At 43.6% G+C, this 20,823-nt stretch carries 13 protein-coding genes; 10 read left to right on the top strand and 3 right to left on the bottom strand.

The features are described from left to right. Positions 1–32: 32 nt before the first annotated feature. Complete coding sequence (locus JGK20_RS02645; protein ID WP_293229274.1) at positions 33–311, bottom strand: hypothetical protein; 279 nt, start codon at positions 309–311, stop codon at positions 33–35. 257 nt (positions 312–568) lie between these two features. Here JGK20_RS02645 and JGK20_RS02640 point away from each other — a divergent pair, with 257 nt between their 5' ends. Genes JGK20_RS02640 through JGK20_RS02625 form a run of 4 tightly spaced genes read left to right on the top strand, consistent with a single transcriptional unit; the run spans position 569 to position 6,084 of the window. Next, complete coding sequence (locus JGK20_RS02640) at positions 569–2,707, top strand: GNAT family N-acetyltransferase (protein WP_293229271.1); 2,139 nt, start codon at positions 569–571, stop codon at positions 2,705–2,707. Between the two features lie 24 nt (positions 2,708–2,731). Further along, positions 2,732–3,208, top strand: a complete 477-nt coding sequence (locus JGK20_RS02635) for a hypothetical protein (protein WP_293229269.1) — start codon at positions 2,732–2,734, stop codon at positions 3,206–3,208. Between the two features lie 9 nt (positions 3,209–3,217). After that, positions 3,218–4,852 (top strand): AAA family ATPase, encoded by a 1,635-nt coding sequence (locus JGK20_RS02630; protein WP_366038425.1) that lies wholly within the window; start codon positions 3,218–3,220, stop codon positions 4,850–4,852. Next, positions 4,849–6,084 (top strand): restriction endonuclease, encoded by a 1,236-nt coding sequence (locus tag JGK20_RS02625; protein WP_293229266.1) that lies wholly within the window; start codon positions 4,849–4,851, stop codon positions 6,082–6,084. Before JGK20_RS02630 ends, JGK20_RS02625 begins: the two co-directional genes overlap by 4 nt. 30 nt (positions 6,085–6,114) lie before the next feature. Here JGK20_RS02625 and JGK20_RS02620 read toward each other — a convergent pair whose 3' ends face one another. Continuing rightward, positions 6,115–8,424, bottom strand: a complete 2,310-nt coding sequence (locus JGK20_RS02620; RefSeq protein WP_293229263.1) for an NACHT domain-containing NTPase — start codon at positions 8,422–8,424, stop codon at positions 6,115–6,117. 236 nt (positions 8,425–8,660) lie between these two features. On the opposite strand from JGK20_RS02620, the gene JGK20_RS02615 reads away from it, so the two are divergent. The 6 genes from JGK20_RS02615 to JGK20_RS02590 all read left to right on the top strand — a co-directional run bounded on the left by JGK20_RS02615 (position 8,661) and on the right by JGK20_RS02590 (position 19,331). Continuing rightward, on the top strand, positions 8,661–9,302 hold the full coding sequence (locus tag JGK20_RS02615) for an exonuclease (protein ID WP_293229260.1): 642 nt from the start codon (positions 8,661–8,663) through the stop codon (positions 9,300–9,302). A gap of 1,024 nt (positions 9,303–10,326) precedes the next feature. Further along, positions 10,327–11,271, top strand: a complete 945-nt coding sequence (locus JGK20_RS02610) for a DUF4007 family protein (protein ID WP_293229257.1) — start codon at positions 10,327–10,329, stop codon at positions 11,269–11,271. Beyond that, positions 11,268–14,795 (top strand): hypothetical protein, encoded by a 3,528-nt coding sequence (locus JGK20_RS02605; RefSeq protein WP_293229255.1) that lies wholly within the window; start codon positions 11,268–11,270, stop codon positions 14,793–14,795. The genes JGK20_RS02610 and JGK20_RS02605 overlap by 4 nt, the downstream gene beginning before the upstream one ends. A gap of 21 nt (positions 14,796–14,816) precedes the next feature. Continuing rightward, positions 14,817–15,968 carry a Fic family protein gene (locus JGK20_RS02600; protein WP_293229252.1) on the top strand — a complete coding sequence of 384 codons (1,152 nt, stop codon included), beginning with the start codon at positions 14,817–14,819 and terminating at the stop codon, positions 15,966–15,968. A 191-nt stretch (positions 15,969–16,159) separates the two neighbouring features. Further along, positions 16,160–16,966 (top strand): phosphoadenosine phosphosulfate reductase family protein, encoded by an 807-nt coding sequence (locus JGK20_RS02595; protein WP_293229249.1) that lies wholly within the window; start codon positions 16,160–16,162, stop codon positions 16,964–16,966. An 82-nt stretch (positions 16,967–17,048) separates the two neighbouring features. Beyond that, positions 17,049–19,331 carry a DUF262 domain-containing HNH endonuclease family protein gene (locus JGK20_RS02590; protein ID WP_293229247.1) on the top strand — a complete coding sequence of 761 codons (2,283 nt, stop codon included), beginning with the start codon at positions 17,049–17,051 and terminating at the stop codon, positions 19,329–19,331. 39 nt (positions 19,332–19,370) lie between these two features. On the opposite strand, the gene brxL is transcribed toward JGK20_RS02590, so the two are convergent. After that, the gene (gene brxL / locus JGK20_RS02585) at positions 19,371–20,786 is read right to left on the bottom strand and encodes a BREX system Lon protease-like protein BrxL (RefSeq protein ID WP_293229244.1); all 1,416 of its coding nucleotides are present in this window, start codon (positions 20,784–20,786) and stop codon (positions 19,371–19,373) included. Positions 20,787–20,823: the final 37 nt, after the last annotated feature.

Below are 20,823 nucleotides of genomic sequence, written 5' to 3'. Positions count from 1 at the left end.
AAGCACTCTGTCAGCCCTAGTATGAAAAAATGTCAGTATTGCAAAGCCTTAGCTGCATGAGAGTTCAATTGATGTCTAAGCCAACGCTTCAATGTTAGGTAAGTGATTTTTAGTGCTGAGACTTGGAAGTTGGTGCTGCTGCTGCGGGGGACGGCGGGGTCGGATGAGCCGGTGTTCTGTTTAAGCAAGCACAACGGGCATCTCAAGCCGGCACAAGTGCATCGGATTGTGGTGGCGGCGGGCAAGCGGGCGGGGATTGAGGGAAACGTCAGCCCCCACAGGCGCTCGACATTCGCACGCGAATGACGCACTTGCGATGATCGGCGGAATACGCGGATTCATTTGGTGCAGGCGACTTTGGGGCGTTCGAGCGCGGCGACGACGGGGCGGTATCCGCACGCTCGCGGCCGACTGATAGCTCAGCGTTGCACGCTCGCGGTGCGATTTAATGTTTAGTACAGATATCAGGTAGGCGCAAAATTTAGTCGCTAGTCTTTCATTAACCGCCTGCAAAATATAGATATCGGCTATTCTGAACTTGAGAGGTAACGACTTGCTCTCAAGCACGATGCAGAAACACCCAAGTAAAAACAGAAAGACAGTGGAAGTAAAGATTGAAGTGATTGACGAAAAATCCCCACATTTACCAACCGTCATAAAACTGGGGGATGCCAATAGAAAAACTCTTGGCTTTCTTAATCATACTGCTTTTTTTGACCATGCCAGACGCGGGAATATATTTGTAGCACTTGATTCTCAAGCGGGGTGCATCGGCTATGTGTTATATCGGTATGCCCAAAGATACAATCGCCATAGCTTAGTTCATCTGTGCGCCGCTCCAGCACATCGCGGTAAAGGGGTAGCCAAATTCCTGCTCGATTACCTTAAACAAATAACCAAAAATTCTAATGGAATTGGGTTACATTGTCGTGAGGATTTCAAATTAGAAAAAATGTGGTATCGGCTAGGTTTTGTTGCCAAACATGAGAAAACAGGAAGGAGTAAGGATGGAAAGCTACTCACATATTGGTGGTTCGATAACGGTCATACAGACCTATTTTCGACTGCTTCTCAACAGAAACTTGAGTCTCGACTATGTGTAGTTATTGATACGCAAATATTTGGCGAAATTTATATAGATAAAAAAACTGATTTTGCTGAATCAAAGTCTCTATTTGCTGATTGGCTACAGACTGAATTAGAGTTTTGCATAACTGATGAAATATTTAATAAAATAATCTTGCTCAAGGATAGTAAAGAAAGGAATAAGCAGCGCAACTTTGCTCAAAAAAAATTTACCTGTTTACGCAGTCATCAATTTGTTGATTCAGTTGTTCATTCATTAAGCAGTTTATTGTCCGATAAAGGTGCAATGATTGATGAACTAGAAGTCCGTCACTTAGCTAGGACTATTGCCTCAGATTCTCAGCTTTTTGTCACCCTAAATAATAAATTATTAGAGTTAGGTAGTGAAATTTATGAAAATTTTAGATTGTCAATCATTCGCCCTAACGACCTAATTACTCAGCTAGACGAACTTCGTAGAAAACTTGACTATCAGCCTGTACGTTTAGCTGGAACTACACAGCTAGAACAAATCCCAGTTCACAAGGGGCAAGAAGATTTATTAAGTAACTATTTTCAGTGCGAAGAACAGGGAGAAACAAAGGCTGAATTTCAGCAACAGCTACGTCGGTTTCTTGCAGAATTAGATAAATTTGAGTGTTTGGTTGTTAGAGAAGGAAAAAATAAACCACTAGCTTTGGTTGTGTATGGCAATCAGAAAAAGCATGAACTAGAAATCCCGATGCTGCGGGTTGGAAATAATCCTTTATCAGGAACACTTGTACGCCACTTAATTTTTAAATCCATATTGCGTTCGGCTCGCGAAAAACGGCAATTTACAAGGATTACTGATTCGTACCTAGCCGAAACCGTGATGACAGCAATTCATGAGACTTCTTCCTTCCGACGAGTTACAAATGGGTGGTTAAAGATAAACTTAGCTGTAGCTGAAACTGCATCTGAATTGTCACAGCGTCTGATTACTCTAGGCTCTACTTTAGGACAGGAATATCAGATTTGTTTTCAATTTGCCGAGAGTCTTAATACAAAAAACATTATTACAGATGTGCAAGGATCAGTAGACATTGAACGCTGCTTGTTTCCGGCTAAAATTATTGATTCTGAAATTCCTACGTTTATCATTCCAATTCAACCTAAATGGGCAGCAGATTTATTCGATGAAGGATTAGCTAACCAAACCTTATTCGGAACCAAACCTGAAATGGCATTCAACCGTGAAGCTGTCTATTATCGCTCTGTGAAGAACTCAAGAGGATTACAAGCTCCCTGTCGAATTCTCTGGTATGTAAGCGGGACACAGAAAGAAGGGAAAGGCAAAGGATACTGCGAAGTAGAATCTGTGCGAGCCTGCTCTTATGTGGATGAGGTTGTCATTGGCCAACCCAAGGAGCTTTATCAACGTTTTCAACAATTAGGGGTATATAAGTTGAGCGATCTTGAGCAGATAAATCGAGACAAGCATGGTAATATAATGGCAATTCGCTTTAGTGATATTGAGTTATTCGATAACCCTATCCCGTCACAACAACTGCGGCAAATATCTGAGAAAAAACTCTCCTTTCTTTGCCCTGAAAAAGTTTTAGTAGAATGCTTTGTCAAAGTGTATAATTTAGGAGTTTAGGCTTCAAGCAGAAGTTGAATTTTTATGGGATCTACTATCCTTTTACTGTCAATAAAACCGGAGTACGCTAAGAAAATTTTCAAAGACCAAACGAAGAAAATTGAACTGCGTAGAGTTCGCACTCGTTTAACCCCTGGAGACATTGTTCTAGTTTATGTTTCATCTCCTGAAAAGGTTTTTGTAGGCTCATTTGAGGTGGAGGGTGTGATTGAAAGTAAAGCATCGCCTCAAGAACTGAAAATTTTTTGGGATAAGTTTCAAGACAGTGTTGGCATTAGCAGACAAAAATTTTACACCTATTATAAAGGGGCATCGTTAATCGTTGGTATCCTGATCAAAAATCTCAGACATTTTGACAAACCTGTTCCATTAAAACGATTGCCAAAAAAGTTGTCTTACCTCCGTCCTCCCCAGAGTTATCGTTATCTGAAGGAGAGTGAATATGAAATTATTAATAGTTTGGGACAAGATAAAACAGAGATAATGACTGACCAAGAATGACCAGAACAATTGGTTAAATTATTAAATTTAATTCAAGAATATAAAAATATGGTAGTAGAAAAGAAAGTTGAATTTGTCAGACTATTTCAAGAATTCGTCACCTCATATCCTTACACCCCCGCTGGGCTGCGTCACACAGCCGCCTACAATGAGCAGCGTCAGCAGGGGAAGAGGAATTTTGAGGCAATTTCCTCTGCATTCGAGTCTGGAGAAGACGTGACAGAAGCAGTCCTACTACAACTACTACCTTACGGAAAAAGTGCTAACAATCTTCAAAGAAGAGCCTGGATACATCAGGCTCCAGCTATCACAAAAGACATAAAAGAATGGTTTGACGGGGCGAAGTGGACAAAGCCGGAAGATTGGCATAAAGTAGCAGTATCGATTTTAAATTTTATCGGTCGCTGCCATAAAGATCCTATTCAATTGTCAGCAGCTTGTCAGGATTTTGCCGAATTGCCTTATTCCAAAGATTTCCCAACAGGGATGCTCTCGCCTATCCTTAACGCACTCCGACCTGATGATTTTTTATTAATTAATCGCAAATCGCAACGAGTTATTAATTACTTCGCTAATACATCTTACAGTCAAAAGCTGACAGATTATCCAGCGATCGACATTACCGGACGTAAGCTGATTAAAGAATTAGCTCAAAATCTGCACATACCGGGCGTACCAGCTTTGCGAGACGATGACTTATTCGATATGTTTTGTCATTGGCTGGTTGGCATTAAAAAATATGACTTTGCAGGTCAGGATTTTTTACAAGTAGATGAAGTTATTGACCCTTCTTTGGATATCGAAGAAATGAATTTGCAACCGGAATATACCTTAGCCCAATGTGCAAAAGATACTGGAATTGAGGAAGAAACGTTAAAATTTTGGTTGCAGGCACTTAAGCGCACCAAGCAGGCAATTTTTTACGGGCCACCAGGCACGGGTAAGACTTATATTGCTAAGAAGTTAGCTAAACATTTAATTGGTGGTGGAGATAGTTTTGTAGATATTGTCCAGTTCCACCCCGCTTATGCTTACGAAGACTTTGTGCAAGGTATCCGTCCGCAAACAAAAAATGGAGAATTAGACTACCCGCTAGTGAATGGAAGATTTCTGAATTTTTGCCAGAAAGCACGCAACTGTGAGAATATTTGTGTTTTGATTATTGATGAAATTAACCGCGCTAATGTCGCCCGTGTTTTTGGCGAATTGATGTATCTATTAGAGTACCGCAACGAACAAATTTATTTAGCATCTGGTGAAGTTTTCAGCATTCCATATCATGTGCGGATTATCGGCACGATGAATACAGCAGACCGCTCGATTGCATTAGTAGACCATGCACTGCGCCGTCGCTTTGCTTTTATTTCTATATACCCGAACTACGAAATTTTACGTCGCTATCATTCTTCAAGTGGCTTCCCTGCGGAGGGATTAATTCAATTATTAAAACAGCTAAATAAACAAATCGAAAATCCCCACTATGAAGTAGGTATTAGCTTTTTTATGCGTCCCGATATAACCGAACAAATTGAGAGCATTTGGCAATTTGAAATTGAGCCATATTTGGAGGAGTATTTTTTTGACCAACCGAGTAAGGTAAATCAGTTTCGCTGGGATAATGTGAAGCAGCAGGTTGGTCTATGAGTGCAGCATCTCCACGGATAATTGAGTTAGTTGAGTATAGTCCGGTGCTGTTGGCGCGATCTGAAATTCCCGACGCGGTGGGGGAAGCTTTGTGGCACAATTATGAGACACAGGTAGCTGTAGATTTCCCTTCTCCTAAAACTGGGAACCGATGGCGATTGACTGCACGAGGATGGGTGGGACACATCCCGTTAACGCCTGATTTCCACTTGGCATTGCGCCCAAAAGTGCAATTGGGTAATCTCCTGGGGATGTTGGAATATGCTTATGACCTCAAGAGTTTTCGCTTTTTAGAAGGGCTATTTGATTGTCAAAGTTTGGAAGAGTTTTATGAGCGATTGGCTGATATTTTAGCTAGTCGAATTCTTAACCGAGGTCGTCAAGGATTTTATTGTGCTTATCTGCCTAACACTGAGTATTTACCTTATGTCCGAGGACGCATTAATGTGCGAGAGGTTATTAGTAAACCTTGGAATATTAAAGTGCGGTGTGATTATGATGAACATACGGCAGATATTGAAGAGAATCAGATTTTAGCTTGGACTGTTTGGTGTATTGCTCGGAGTGGTTTGTGTACGGAACGAGTGTTACCGACTGTGCGCCGAGCTTATCATTTGTTACAGGGTTTGGTGACTTTGCAGCCAAAGAGTCCGCAAGTTTGTGTGGGGCGACAGTACAACCGTTTGAATGAAGATTATCGATTATTACACGCGCTTTGTTGGTTCTTTTTGGAGCAAATGGGACCGAGTTTTGAGATGGGCGATCGCTCGATGTTACCCTTTTTGGTTGACATGGCGCGACTCTACGAACGCTTTGTGGCGGAGTGGTTGAAAGCACATCGGGAAGCTGCACTATTGCCACAGGGTTTAGATATTAAATCTCAAGAAAGATTGTATGTTGGTGAAGAGAAGGATATCTATTTTGATATTGATTTGGTGTTGCCAGATGTGGCAACGGGGGGAGCTAAATATGTGTTGGATACTAAGTACAAAGCTCCTACTGCACCTGCGTCGAGTGACATTGCTCAGGTGGTAGCTTATGCAGAGGCAAAGGGGTGTCAGGAGGCTATTTTGGTGTATCCGATACCGTTAGTTGAGCCGTTGGATATCAGGGTTGGTAGGATTAGAATTCGGAGTTTGACTTTTTCTATAGCGGGTGATTTGGAGCAGGCGGGTTATAAATTTTTGGAGGATTTGCTTTATACGGGCATTGTGGCAAAGAATGTGCAGTAGCTGAACAAAAAACGCATGGAACGCTGGGATTCAACCTCTAGGCTTTCTCTTCTCAATTTCAGCTATTGGTAACAATAAAGTTTCTTCTATATGCGTTCGCGCCTCACTGCTCAGACAACAAGTGCTATTGACGCAATCCGCAAGCAACTCATTGGCTTTATAATACTGCTGAAGCAATTTATTCGGTTCTTCGTTAAACTGCCATTTGTGACCAATATTAAGACGTTCTATTATTATGCTTCTTAATTGTTCAGCCCAAGCTTTACCGTGAGCTTTCCGCCATTTATTAAATTCTTCTTTGTCTCTATGAGGGTCAGGCATTTGCTCTTTGAGCTGTTGAAGCAATTGCTTTAGCTCAGAATCAACACCATTGGTATGGTCAAGTTCAAAAGCACGAGCAGAAGCGAGTTGAGAATCAAGGGCACGGGAAAATACAAGAAGATAGTAAAAAGCCTGATCGAGGTCAAAGGTAGGGGAAAATACAAAATTGGGATCGATGAGCTGAGCTAAGGTAAAAAGACTAGAAACACGGGCACGAATCCTATTAGAGGCATGGTCAAGCTCAAGATCAAAGTATACAGAACGGATAGCTGCTGGTTTATAAGAAACTTTGACTGAGCAAGATTTTGCATTCACCCAGGCGAGAAACTGTTGCAACTTCTCATCAGCTACAAGCTCATCAACCTGCTTTTTCATTGACAAGAGTAGCTCATCGGCAGGCTTCATCATGCTAACTGCTAGCAAAAAGACTTCGCGCCAACGTTTCTCTGTGATATGGATGACCAAACTTTCTAAAGCCTGTGGAGCGGAATTGCCAACAATGTTCGAGGCAGTAAAATACTCTTGAAACGTCAGGTGAGAGAAAGAATAAATTTTCTGCGCCCTTTCCACTAATAGCCCATGCTGCGCTTCAATTGATTTCAGCACTGCCTCACTATCCAGTTGCAAAACTTCTGGCTCGTTTTGAGCATTAGGTAGATGGCGGATGTAATCTGCAATATACTGCTCTAGTTCTTTCTGTTTAAAGAAATAGTCTCCCCGCTCAAATGTCGTTAAGGCAATTTGACTTAGTAAATCTTTCTTGCGTTGCACTGATAAATTTTTATAAACCTGCTCTCGCTCAATCTTTCGCGTTTCATCCCATTGTTTCAGTAGGATATCCACTCCTTCTTCATAAAGTTCTGAACGATTAGCAGGGAATTTATGTAATTCTTCAAACACTAAACATAACAGCGTTAACAGTAACGGATTTGTTGCCAGTTCTCGAATCGGCTCATTTTCATTAAGTTGCTGAATAAATTCCTCTGCTTTGGCTGGGTGATTAGTTTTAAACCACTTCTGGGCAAAGGTGTTAATCTGTTCGTCATCAAAATCCGCGACTTCAACATCTTTAAACTTCTCAAAAGTATAGTTACTTGCTGCAAGCCGACAAGTCATTACAAACTGATTGGCGCGAAACTTCTCAGAAAAATCACGAACTTGCTTGATGACACGGCTGTTATCCTCAACCTTCACTTCATCCAAACCATCAAGTAAAACCAGTGCTTTACCCTGCTTCAAAAGCACAGCTATTTGGTCAGCAGAGACATCACAATCATAAAACATCTGGGTGATGTATTCGAGTAAGCTAGGTTTTTCTTCTGCTTCTGCAAACTGCTTGAGCGTGATAAAAATTGGGACGCGATTAGCTTGAAATTTACCTGTATTGCACTGGATTGCTAAATGCTTCAAAAATGTGGTTTTTCCTGACCCTGGCTTACCCAACACCATCAATTTTGAGTGTTTCTCAACCGTTTCTAGTCCTGGTATCCGTCTATCAATTACTTTGCCAAGTCCAAAGCGATCGAAGTTTTCCGGGTTACAATCTTGTACGATTTCATCAACTTCGCGCCACTGGCGACTGGGAATTTTTTCCAGAATGTTGACGTTGGTGTAGAGGTCACTTACGTCAATGGGTTGTGACATGGTGAGCGATCGCATTGTACCACACTGGTCTTGAATCATCTCGCGGCAATAGGAGCGCACCTCTTGCACCAAGTTATTCAACTCATCGTCTGAAAGATTAGCAGTTGGAGAGTCTGAAGCCTTAAATTTACGATACTCAGTAGTTGTAAAATTGAGCAATCGACCATATTTACCAGGGCCTTTACCGTTGATACTGAACTTTTTGTAAACGTGGCTCATGCGAGTGGTAAGCGCACTGTTAGTGATCTGGAGTTCTGTTGCTATCTCCAACTCTGTCTTGTTACTGCTAAACCAGATTACAAAAGCATCCTCTTGCTCAGGCGAAAGCGCATACTTACGAGCCATCTCAATCAAAAAATCACGCGGCAGCGACATTGACGAACCTCTCTATTACCTGACAACGAATTCAGTATCTTCCATCTAGCCTTAAATCACAGTTAGGGCTGCTCTTATATTACTTATTATGGAGCAAAAATGCTATTCAATAGCAGGCTGAAACTGAAGATTGTAGATATGTCAGCCTAAGTCAGTCTAAGTCAGCCTCAACGTGAGAGATATCTCCCAAGCTAAATTGCGAGATTGAATTTAGCAATTTTTGGGAGATTCTTATCATGAAAAAAACGAGAGCTAATGGACGGTTTTACTACAAAGATGAAAATTGCATTCTGCTACCAGCCGTTACCACAATACTTAAGGCTACACAGCCGATTGAGTCTGTAGCTGCTCTTTCTAATTGGCGCAATAAAGTAGGGAATGCAGAAGCAAATCGCATTGCTCTAACCAGCCGTCGCCGGGGAGAACTATTGCATCAGTGGGTTAAGGATTATTTGCAAGGATTATCTCCCACTGCTTCCAGCCTAATTCAGCCCTATTGTTATAGCGTTCAGTCTGTACTGGAGAAACTTAGCGATGTCCAGTTGGTCGAGACAGTTGTGCCAAATTACGTGGAAGAATACGCCGGGAAAGTTGATTTAGTTGCCGGTTATGAAGGTGTTCCATGCACTATTGAGTGGACAACTGCTGAAGAACCTAAACTGCGAGTAGAAAAACTCTACGACAAGCCTTTACAGTTGGTTGCTTATGGTGGGGCAATTAATCGATGCTATGGTGAGAGTCTGTTTGGTGATAAAATTGTTAATGCTTTGATTGTTGTGGCTCTTCCCGGTGAAGATGCGGAAATATTTGTGTTGGAACGCGAACAATTGCTGGAATACTGGCAGAAGTGGTTGAAACGCCTAAAGTTTTTTGGATAAAAAGCTGCTCGCTCGGCTCAAAAATAGTTAGGATAGAACAGGAGGTTGCGAGTTGTATCCTAACTATTTCTGAACCTATAACTAGGGTTAGGGTTCGCGAATAGCTTGAATCGGTCGGTAATCATCGAGTCCAGCAGCAAGGTGAAGTGGAGCCGGTAATGTTGTAGCACCGAGATAATGAATTAATCCCAGGACTTACGCAATTGTCACAAGCGCTTTAGGGTGGCTACGCCGCACAGCAGCGCTCACCAACTAGACGATAAACATCGGAACATCTGGACGTTTTAGTTACCCAATTAAATAATTTGACAGCACTGGAGTGTTGAATTTGATAAATTCTTAGACCAGTTTTATAGGCTAAACTTTTTAGCACAAACCCCACACAAGTAAGGCGCAGGCAATACGATATATTTGAATTATAGCTTTACGACACTTGTCAGAAGATTGGATAATTTATAGGATCAAAATTTGTTGTGTAGTCTCGCGCGAGTGAATTCGATGTTGGGTAAGTCTCTTCAGAAAGGGCGATCGCGCGAGGCGTGACAGTTCCCGAACGACCGAAAATGCACAACCGAAAATTTACAGTTACAGCCTCCACGCTCTGTTTGAGCGTGAAGAGTGCGCGAGTGAATTCGATGTTTACTCTTATTGTACGACGATCGCACGGAGGGGCGAAAGTCGTTTCAAGGTTTTTAGCCGATTGTCAGCCAAGCGTGGGTTCCCCTCCACGGGTTACGGAGGGGCTCTCTTGTGAGGGATATCGCACTCATCGCTATGTGCCAGGGGCTTTAGTCCAGGAGTCAATAAACGTGTCAATAATCCGTTATCTTTTTCCTGGTTCAGGAGCCTCAACGCTCTTACCATAAAGGTAAAAGAGGGATTGTCACCCCGTCAGTAATTTACGTCGAAATTAGATTAGGATAGTTTTTGTTCCAGTCTGAATTTGGTATATGTTTTAGCCTATACCTACAACAAAACTGGTGCTTGAGAACGCTCGCGAGTACCAACCCAAGCAGAAGTCACAGTGAAACAGCCCGACCAAGACATATTTAGTACCCTAAATCCAGCGTATAGTGGGAATCCGGTCTTTGCCAGACACGAGACTTTTCATCCCCGGTTTGGCTGGCTCAAAAAGGGTTTTGATGCAGCCACACAAGATCCAGAAGTATTCTTGCGGGAAGATGCCCCAGTGCGGCTGGGTGTTGGAAAAAACATGGTGAATGCCATTCGCTACTGGTGCAATGCCTTCAAAGTGCTACCAGATAATGCCTCCTCAGACAATGGCGATCGCCTCTTAAAAGATGATGGTTGGGACCCCTTCAGTGAAGACCCTGCAACGCTATGGCTACTGCACTGGAACCTACTCAAACCGCCCTGTCTGGCAACAGCTTGGCATTTTACGTTCAACGTTTTTCGGGCAGTGGAATTTTCCCAAGACGAATTATTCAATGCTTTATGCGATTACAGAGATAGTGTGGCACCTCGCATCGCCGAGTCTTCCCTGAAAAAGGATGTCACCTGTATTTTGCGAATGTATGTGGAACAAGGAACTCCCAAGACCGGTGTAACTGAGGACAGCCTGGATTGTCCCTTTACTGAACTGGGAATCATTCGCACAGCCGGAGACTCCAGGCACTACACATTCCGAGTTGGTCAAGCGAGAAATTTACCAGCAGAGATAGTCGTTTCAGCCTGCTTAGAATATGCTAGCTGGGTTGGTCGCGGGTCAAGGACTATAGCAATCTCTCGCCTCCTTTACGATATTGGCAGCCCCGGTATGGCATTTAAGCTTTCCCAGAGTGCTATCTGCGACGCAATTGAACAGGTGGCAAGACATTCGGACTCAATCCAACTGTCTGAATCGGCTGGTTTAATTCAATTTTCCTTTACGAACGATCCAGAGAAGCTAGCTCTTGATATCCTAGATAAGTATTACAAAGGGAGACGGTACGCGAGAGTAAAACGATGAACAAACCGTTATCTCAATACTTCAGCCTCAATCGTCGCTACTCTCGTTCCATCAACATTGAGCGGGATTTAGAAAAAATCGATGCCTTGCTGGGATATATCCCAACTGAGAGGTCAGTCAATGCCCTCAGACGCATCCTAGCTGGATTAACCCAAAAGCAATCCAGAAGCGCTTGGACTTTAACTAGCGTCTATGGTACGGGAAAATCTGCCTTTGCCCATTTTCTGGCATCTCTGTGCGCTCCCCAAAGCAGTCAGATGCGCCAAAAGGCGCTAGAAATTGCATCAGAACCATTAGGCTCGGATAGTTCTGAGTACCTCGCTTTAAAAGAGAATATACCGAGTCAGGGGTTGTTTCGAGCCGTAGCTACAGCACAGCGAGAACCGCTCTCGCATACGATTGTGCGTGCTTTAGAACAAGGAGCAAACGTTTTTTGGTCAGTTCAAGATAGAAATAAATTAGACGCAGCTAAAAAACTGGTAGATATTGCAGGACTTGTTGCAAAAGGAGGGGCAGTAGATAGTCGGAAAGTCCTCAACTTAGTGCAGGAAGTAGCCGCATCTGCGAAAACAGATATGCTGCTAATTATTGACGAACTGGGCAAAAATTTAGAATTTGCTGTCCAAAACCAAGGCGCTGAAGACTTATATCTGTTGCAGCAACTTGCTGAACTGTCAAGAGATAACGGTTCTCAGGTTTATATAGTAGGTCTGTTGCACCAAGCATTTACCGATTATGGCGAAAGATTAGCCTCTGTACAGCGCAACGAATGGGCGAAGATTGAGGGAAGATTTGAGCATATATCATTTAATGATTCTCCAGCACAGATGATGCGATTGATTGGTCAAGCAATCAATCGCTCTAATGCAGAAGCAATTCTCTGTGCCATCAATAGCCAAGCAGCAGAATGGTTGGAGGGTTTGCCAAGTGACATCAAGGATGATTTTACACTCAACTTGCTGGATGAGGTCTACCCGTTGCATCCCATCGTAGCGTTGGTGTTGCCAATTCTCTGCACTCGCTATGCCCAAAATGACCGATCGTTATTTACATTTCTCACTAGCGCTGAACCCTATTCTTTTAGGAATTTTTTAGAGGAAACTGCGGTTGTAGATTGCTTGCCCGAAAGGGGGAAAGAGTCTCTGCCGACGCTGAAGTTGGATAGAGTTTACGACTATTTCATCGAAGCGGTGGGGATGGGTTTAGCTTCACGACCAAATCTCCAGCGGTGGGTAGAAATTCAGAATTTAATTGAGGATGCTAAACGTAAAGATACTGATACTCTGCGAGTTTTGAAGGCAATTGGAATTTTAAACCTCGTGACTACTACGGGTGCGGTGATGGCAACGAGAACTCTGGTGTCGCTGGCAATGTGCGACAGTCCTTCTGACACTAGCTTGAGTCACTGGCAACAAGTAATTGAAAGTCTTATCGAGAAGGGTATTGTCAATCATCGGCGACAACTGGACGAGTTGCGGATTTGGGAAGGGTCGGACTTTAATGTCGATCTTGAACTGACAAAATATCTCGAACAAGAGCGATCTTCTTTAGTCAATCTTCTTTCCGCCATCCGTCCGCTCACACCCTTGGTTGCTCAGCGTCACAGCTACGAAAAAGGTACGCTGCGTTACTTTGAGCGCAGGTATTTTGATGGTTTAGAAGACTTAAAAAAACTGCGATGTGCCAGTAATGGCGGTGATGGTTTGGTGGGGTATTGGGTGGATGAAGCTAGCCTAACTGATGTGCCATCTACTGCGGCTGATGGGACTCCGCTGATTGTGTTGCGTGCTGCCAAACTAGATTTACTGCGAAGCAGAGCGAGGGAATTTGCAGCACTGAAAAAAATTCAAACCAGTGCCCCTGAGTTGCAAAATGATGGGGTAGCAAGGAAGGAAGTTCGATATCGGTTGGTTCAAGCAGAACAATTGTTAGATGAAACACTCTCACAAGCTTTTGATGTGGCAGACCCAAAGAGCTGCTGTTGGATACAGGGAAAACAAGAAACAATCGGTCACGTTACAGATTTCAACGGCAAGCTCTCAGATGTCTGCGATGAGGTTTACGGTCAAGGTATTATCCTTTGGAATGAGTTAATTAATCGCCGTGAATTAACTTCTCAAGGTGCTAAAGCCAGACGGGAACTGATTGAAGCAATGCTTGAAGATCCAGAGCAAGAACGACTGGGTTTGCAGGGATATGGCCCTGAAGTCAGTATGTATTTTTCTGTGCTGAAGAACACAGGTATTCACAGGTCTGAAGATGGAGACTGGGGATTTTTCCCACCTCATGAAGACTCCGGCGTGTTGACTGGATGGCAGGGAATTGAGGATTTCTGTCTTTTGGCCAAGCACAAACAGCAGACTTTAGACAATCTTTATAAGCAATTGGAAGCACCGCCAATTGGAGTAAAACGGGGTGTAATTCCGGTGCTGCTAGCGGCTGTTTTGTTGTACCACATTGATGATGTTGGCGTATACAAAGACGGCACGTTTATCCCGGTGTTGGGAGCAGAACATTTTGAGCTGTTGGTTAAAGACCCTTCCCGGTTCGCTGTTAAATATTTTGAAGTGGTGGGAGTGCGCTCGCAAGTCTTCAAAGAACTGGAAGCGATATTGCGATCGCCCAACTCTCAAATGCCACCGGGAATTAGAAATACCACACTGCTGACGGTAGTTAGACCGTTGTTCCAGTTTGTTAAAAAGCAGCCCGCTTACACTAAGAAGACTAAACGCCTCAGTTCGGAAGCACTAGCTGTTTTGCAAACCTTACAGCAGGCACCCGAACCTGATGAACTCATATTTACAGCCTTACCCCAAGCTTGCAAGTTGCCTCCTATTGGTACTGGTAAAGCTGACGATGGCACAACAGCTAAAACCCTCCGCAAAAAGTTGGTTCAAGCGCTCCGCGAAATTCAGACAGCTTATGATGAACTGCTGAGTAGGTGTCAATCCCTGCTTTACGATGCGTTTGGGGTTCGCAGCAGCGAAACAAAGCTGCGGGAAGATTTACGGGTTCGTTCCAATCATCTAATGGGACAGTCTATTGAAAGAACTCTTCATAGTTTCACAGTGGCAGCAGCAGATGAGACTGTAGCGGATAAGGAGTGGTTAGAAGCCCTAGTGATGATTGTGGCTGATAAACCCGCTGAGTCTTGGACAGATGAGGATGTTACTAAGTTTGAGATTAATCTGAGTGACATCTCTAGACGGTTCAAGAATTTGGAAGCCCTACAGAAAGAAGTTGCTGCAAAAGGTGCGGGTTTTGATGCCCGCCGAATTACTGTCACCCGTCCAGACGGTCAAGAAATTCATCAGATGGTTGGAATTGACCGCGATTGCCAAGACCAAGTTGACCATTTAGTTAACGATTTTCTTGCAAAACTGGGCGACAACTCTCAAATACGGCAAGCTGCACTTGTAAGGTTGATGGAGGCAATTTTGGGTGAGGTATCTCAGGAGAATGTTGCTCGGATTAGGGGAAAACATAAAAATCGAGAGTCTGGGCAAGAAACAAGCCATGCCTAATTTGTCATATACTATTAGTCCATGAGTTTTGTTCCCCGCTTCTCATATAGTCACGATCTGGTGAGGCATTTGGGAGTCATCGAGGGTGCGCGGGCTGTCATCGAGGTGTTACCGCTGCCACCTGATACGACTCTACGCCTGCGCCACGATGCTTTGCAAAGAAGTACGCGCAGCTCGACTCAAATTGAGGGTAATCCCTTGGATGAAGTGGCGGTGCGACGGGCGATCGCTCGGAGCGATCGCACGGGAAGTGATGCCGAACAAGAAGTCCGCAATTATTGGCGGGCGCTTGACCGCGTTGAAGAATTCGCAGAAGCCCAAACCCCGATTACAGAAGCATTTATCAAAGAACTGCACCGAATAGTCATCGTGCGCGGTCGCGGGCGGCGGGGTAGCAAAAGCGAGTATCGCATTACAGAATGCCCTGTGGTGGATACAGTCACGCGGGCGATCGATTACGGGCCACCTGAACCGGGGGACGTACCTGTGTTGATGGGGGAATTAGTCGATTGGCTATCTTCAACAGCCGCCGCCGAATTGTCAGCCCCTATCCGTGCGGCTATTCTCACGCACCGCTTCCTCAGCATCCACCCATTTAATGACGGGAACGGTCGCACGGGGCGGCTGTTGGCTACTGCTGAACTGTGGCGTTCCGGCTACCGAATGCGGGGGTTTTTCTCCTTTGACGAGTATTTTAATGCCGATCGCGATCGCTATTACCGTTCTTTGCAGATGGGGCTGCCGGTGAACTTCTACGAAGGCCGTCACGACCCTGACCACACGCCCTGGTTGCTTTATTTTGTTGAGACGATGGCCCGTGCAGCCGATGAACTGCAAGCTAAAGCTAAGTCTCTTTATCAAGGCGCTTCTCCTGATGCCCTACCCTGGGAAGAATTGCCACGTCGCTCTCAGCAACTCCTCACGCGACTTTTGGCAAGAGTTTTGGATGGAGTCGAAAACCCCTTTGTTATCGGCGTTTCAGATGTTGCGTCCTGGTTTGGGGTTTCGGACAAGACGGCCCGCGAATGGCTGCAAGAGTGGACTGCTGGTGGTTTGATCTATCCGGTTTTGGTGGGTTCTGGGGCAAGAGTCCGCAATTACACACTGGTGGAGGAGTGGATCTCTGCTTGCTTCAAAATAAGGGAATCGCTTTCGGAAAATAGCGGAAGTTAATTTGGGCATTGAGCCAATTATTCCAGGGGTGTGTTACGAATTTACAAGGCTTTTAGCTGTTATGACTCTAAAAATAACGGAAGTAGGTTCTGAAAAATAACGCCTATTTAGCCGATGGTTGGCGGTGCGATCGCTTGATTTTATTCAGGACGGTATTGCTTTGATGCTCTCAAAGCGTCAAAATCGAGAGTATGAGTGAAAAATCAGTGAGACATATTTTGGGCCTATCGGGGGGGAAGGACAGTACAGCCTTGGCTGTCTTGCTGCATAAGGAGATTCCACAGATGGAATATTTCTTCTGCGACACGCACAAGGAACTGCCAGAAACCTACGAATATCTCGATCGGATCAAGGCGCGTCTAGGCATCAAAATCCATTACCTCGCAGCAGAGCGGGGGTTCGATCATTGGCTTGATGTCTATGGAGGGACACTTCCTTCACCCAAGATGCGCTGGTGTACGGTGCAAATGAAGATTAAGCCTCTGGAGCAGTTTGTAGGTGATGATGAAGCCATCAGCTATGTTGGCATCCGGGCAGACGAAAATCGTGATGGGTATATCTCCACTAAGAAAAATATTAAACCTGTCTTTCCATTTAAGGAACGAGGGTTGGTTAAAGCAGATATCATTGGTTTACTTGAAGATACCGGAATTGGACTGCCAGACTACTACCGCTGGCGGAGCAGATCTGGTTGTTTTTTCTGTTTCTTCCAGCGTAAATATGAATGGGTGATGTTGGCAGAAGAACATCCAGATAAATTTGCTGAGGCACTTAAGTATGAGCAGGAACACAAGGATGGCAGACAATACACATGGAATGAGGGTGAGACGTTGCTCGAACTACTTGAGCGTAAAGATGAGATTATTGCTCAACATAAGAGAGCAATGGCTAGGGAGCAAAAAAAATTAGCCGGGAAGAAGCAGTCTCTTGCTGAGGTGCTAGATTCAGTTTTGGATGAGGAAGATGATGCTCTACCTTGCTTGGCTTGTCATTTATAAATTATCAATTCGTTAACAACTAATTTATAAATTTTCTTAAAAATTATCAAGGACACGGATTAAATTTCTAGGAAGAGGAAACATGAGCGTCGATATATCCCAGGCTTTTATCACTTCAAGCGAGACGATATCTGATTTCTTTCAGCGTCCTGGAGTTGGATACTATATTCCCTTGTATCAGCGACCCTATAGCTGGGATACAGAAAATATCGACCAGTTAATGTCTGATATCTGCCGTGGAGTTGATGCTCTTCTCAGCAATGACAAGAATATACATTTTCTCGGAACAGTTATTCTTGTTAAAGAATCTAATCCTTTTGTCAATATTAATCCCCAAGATCGGAAAGCATTACCACCTACAATTTACAACGTAATTGATGGACAACAGAGAATATCAACAATTACTTTGCTAGCTTGTCTGCTTTACCAACGATTAGAACAAATCCGTAAAAAATTGCCTAACGATACCAATACTGATGGTTTAAAGGAAGCCATTGATAGCTATTTAGCAACTCTTCGGGAAATCTTTTCGGTTGACCTGCGACGAGGTTCACCCCCTCGAAAACCAATAATCATTCGTGGCGCAGTCGATGGATGGACTTTTGATGGAGAGGACAACAACAACTACAAATCTCAAGTTTCGTATTTTCTAGCATCTTTTATCCGCGCTATTACAGAGAAATCAGAATTCCCACAGCTTCCGCCAACAGGTTCCTCATTCGGAAAAAACATTAGGAAAATGAACTCATGGCTGAAAGATGTCGAAAAAGCCTACGAACCAGATTCAGATGATGAAGAATTTCCTCCCGCTTGGGAAATACTAACCAAAATGTCTCAAGTAGACTTATGGAGCTACGAACGGCCAGAGTTGATATCTATAGTTGAGCATCGTAGTAACCCTATCTCTCCTCTTGAAAAGCAAGTATGTTCTCTCGTACAGCTTTTTGCCTTTTGTCATTACCTGCTTCAACGCTGCTGTTTTACATTGAATGAGCCAGTTTCAGAGGATTGGGCGTTTGATATGTTTCAATCGCTCAATGCTACAGGAACACCGCTAACGGCACTTGAAACCTTTAAGCCATTAGTGGTCAATTTTGTTAGCTCAAATAGTGCAGGATTCAAAGGCTCAAAATCTGAAGATTATTTCGAGCAAGTGGACGAACTGCTAAGTTCTGCACGCAGCGCTTCCAGTAAAAATAAGCTTACAAACGACTATCTCACCCTATTTGCCTTGACACACGATGGCACAAAACTACCTACCCAGTTTAGCGCACAGAGAAAATGGTTAACTGAAAGGTACAACGGATGTAAATCTATGGCAGAGCGAGAAGAGTTCATCCGCAGGATGGGCGACCTCGCTACATATTTAGTGAAAGCAGTCAATTTCGAGCCGAATCAACTTACGGCTATACCTAAAACAGAGAAAGTATCCGAGCCACATAGAAAACAGGCAGCCCTCTGTATCTTGTACCTTAAAGATGCAGGACACAAAATGGCAAACGCAATCGTGAGTCGCTTCTACGCTCTTGTTATACGCGAAGAACCTAATGCAGATAACGAGTTCGTTTATGCTTGTAAAGCTGTTGCAGCTTTCTTCACGCTTTGGCGGTCAGCGTTGCCGAACACAGGTCTTGATGACGTATATAGAAAGTTGCTTCGCGAGCAAATGTCATGGGAAAAAGGTAATACGGCGCTGACTGTCACTAATCTCAAGGCCTACTTCACGAATATCCTTAACGAGAAAGGAATAGGGAGTAAAAATGACTGGAAGAATAAGGCAACGCAGTATCTAAAATACGATAATGCAAAAACAGTTTGCAGATTTGCACTCTTTGTCACAGCACACGACACAATTTCAGATCCAACACATCCAGGTTTGATGAAAATTGGCACATCTGGCTCATCTCCATCATATTTAGAACCGAATCAATGGATCTCTAGCGATTTCAAGAGTATTGAACACGTAGCACCTCAAAAACCCGAACTATCATCAGGAAATGATTGGGACACGGCTCTATATGGAAACGATGATGACTATGAGCAAATTGGCAACTTAACCCTACTCCCTGGAGAAATTAATAGTTCGGCCGGCAATAAACGGTTGATAGAAAAATGGATTTACTATCGGCATTTAGCGGAAACAGATCCTAATAATTTGATCGCTTTAAAGCAGGAAGCCGAAAAAAATGGGGTGAATTTGAAAAAAAACACAATTGAGCTGTTAAAGAATACATCGCACAAACATCACATTTTGCCTATTGTTCAACTAGGAGCAACAGGGCGATGGGATAAGTCTTTTGTAGACAAGAGAACTGAGCGTATCTGTGACATTCTTTGGGAGCGTCTCAATGCTTGGCTGACTTAATTGTAAATAAATATCAGACAAAGAGGAGTGTCAGTTGAATTACGCCACTTCTATCATAATTCGCTTATACTCAGGATCTAATTCAGCAAGTTGATCGCGGACAGTTTGCCGCAGAGAAGCCGCTGGCCGTAAACAAAATTCCACTAACTCATCGTGACTTAACTGCAAGTCGGGGAATAAAAGCTTAAGATAACCAGCAGCTAATCGCTCAATGGCATTACGATCGCGCACATCCTTCGTTCCCAAAATTTGCCCATAAGTCGTCACATATTCAGTATAACCGGCCCGGTCGCGCAGACCGTGAAGAACTTCCCCTAAAAAATCCGCCTTAAATCCAACATGATTAGAAATGGCCGTGTCTTGAATTCTGGGCAACTTCCAACCCGGTAGGATACCGTGAATGCGATCGATAAAAGCAGTCTCCCGCAAAAAATCAGGCAAATTCAAAAAAAGATTGCTGAACTTGGGCTGTCCATCAGCATCTAAGGGAATATTAGCCAACATAACAATACCCGCCGTAGCAGAAGATTGCTGCTTACCCCCCCGTGAAAAACGTCCCGATTCTAAATAATCTTTAAGCACACCAATAATCTCACCAGGATTATCAAAAGAAAGCGTTTGCGCCTCGTCAAAAACAACTACATTAAATTGCGTCAACAGACCTGATTGATTAGTAGCATTATTGTGGAATAACACCGCCGCCGTAACTTTTCCACCTGATATTAAACGCACATAACGCGATAGATTTAGGTAGACAAAAGATTTGCCAGTCCCCTTCGGAGCTAACTCAATTAAATTGACACGCTCTTGAACAATAGGAATCAAGCGCGTAATTAATAACATTTGCTGTTCAGGCGAATAAAAATTAGGATTGTAACCCATACTGCTTACTAACAAATCCCGCCACTCAGCCAAAGTAAAATGCTTCCGCTGCTCGCAAAAAAGCTCTAAATCAATACTAGCAGCTTGCATCGGACGAAAATCAACCATGTGAATTCGCCCCGGCAGGCGCATAACTTCATCAGGCGGTTCATATTCTAGTTTTCCTACACCCCAAACACCGCTTCCCAACAACAGCGGATAGGTTTCAATAATGTGAGATTTAACCCCTGCTTTTTTTTCATCTAAGCAAGGTATTTTTAAAATTAAATCGTTAGTTTGCAAGTTAACTTCGACACTGTACTCATCCAGAATTAAAAGTGAATTGCCTTGCTGTAAATTGGCTTTTAGGCGCTCCTTTTGGTCTTTGGATGGCAGATGTTTGTTAATAAAATCCTGCATCTGCTGACGCGCTGAGTCATCTAGATTACCGTCTGAAACATGGCGGGATACAATCCACTCACTGACATAGGCAGGAATACTGCGTAAGCCCAGCCCAGCCTTGCGTACCAAGCCTTTATTTACACAAACTTCGCTGTAGTAGTGGAGTCCGATATCTTCAAATGTCAGTGTCATTGTTACTCCAAAAAAAAACTAATAAATATAAGCAAAT

Origin of the sequence: Microcoleus sp. PH2017_05_CCC_O_A, from assembly GCF_020738785.1 — a bacterium.
GTDB lineage: Bacteria > Cyanobacteriota > Cyanobacteriia > Cyanobacteriales > Microcoleaceae > Microcoleus.
Note: the sequence above shows the minus strand (reverse complement) of the source record. Positions and strands in the feature narration are given on the sequence as shown.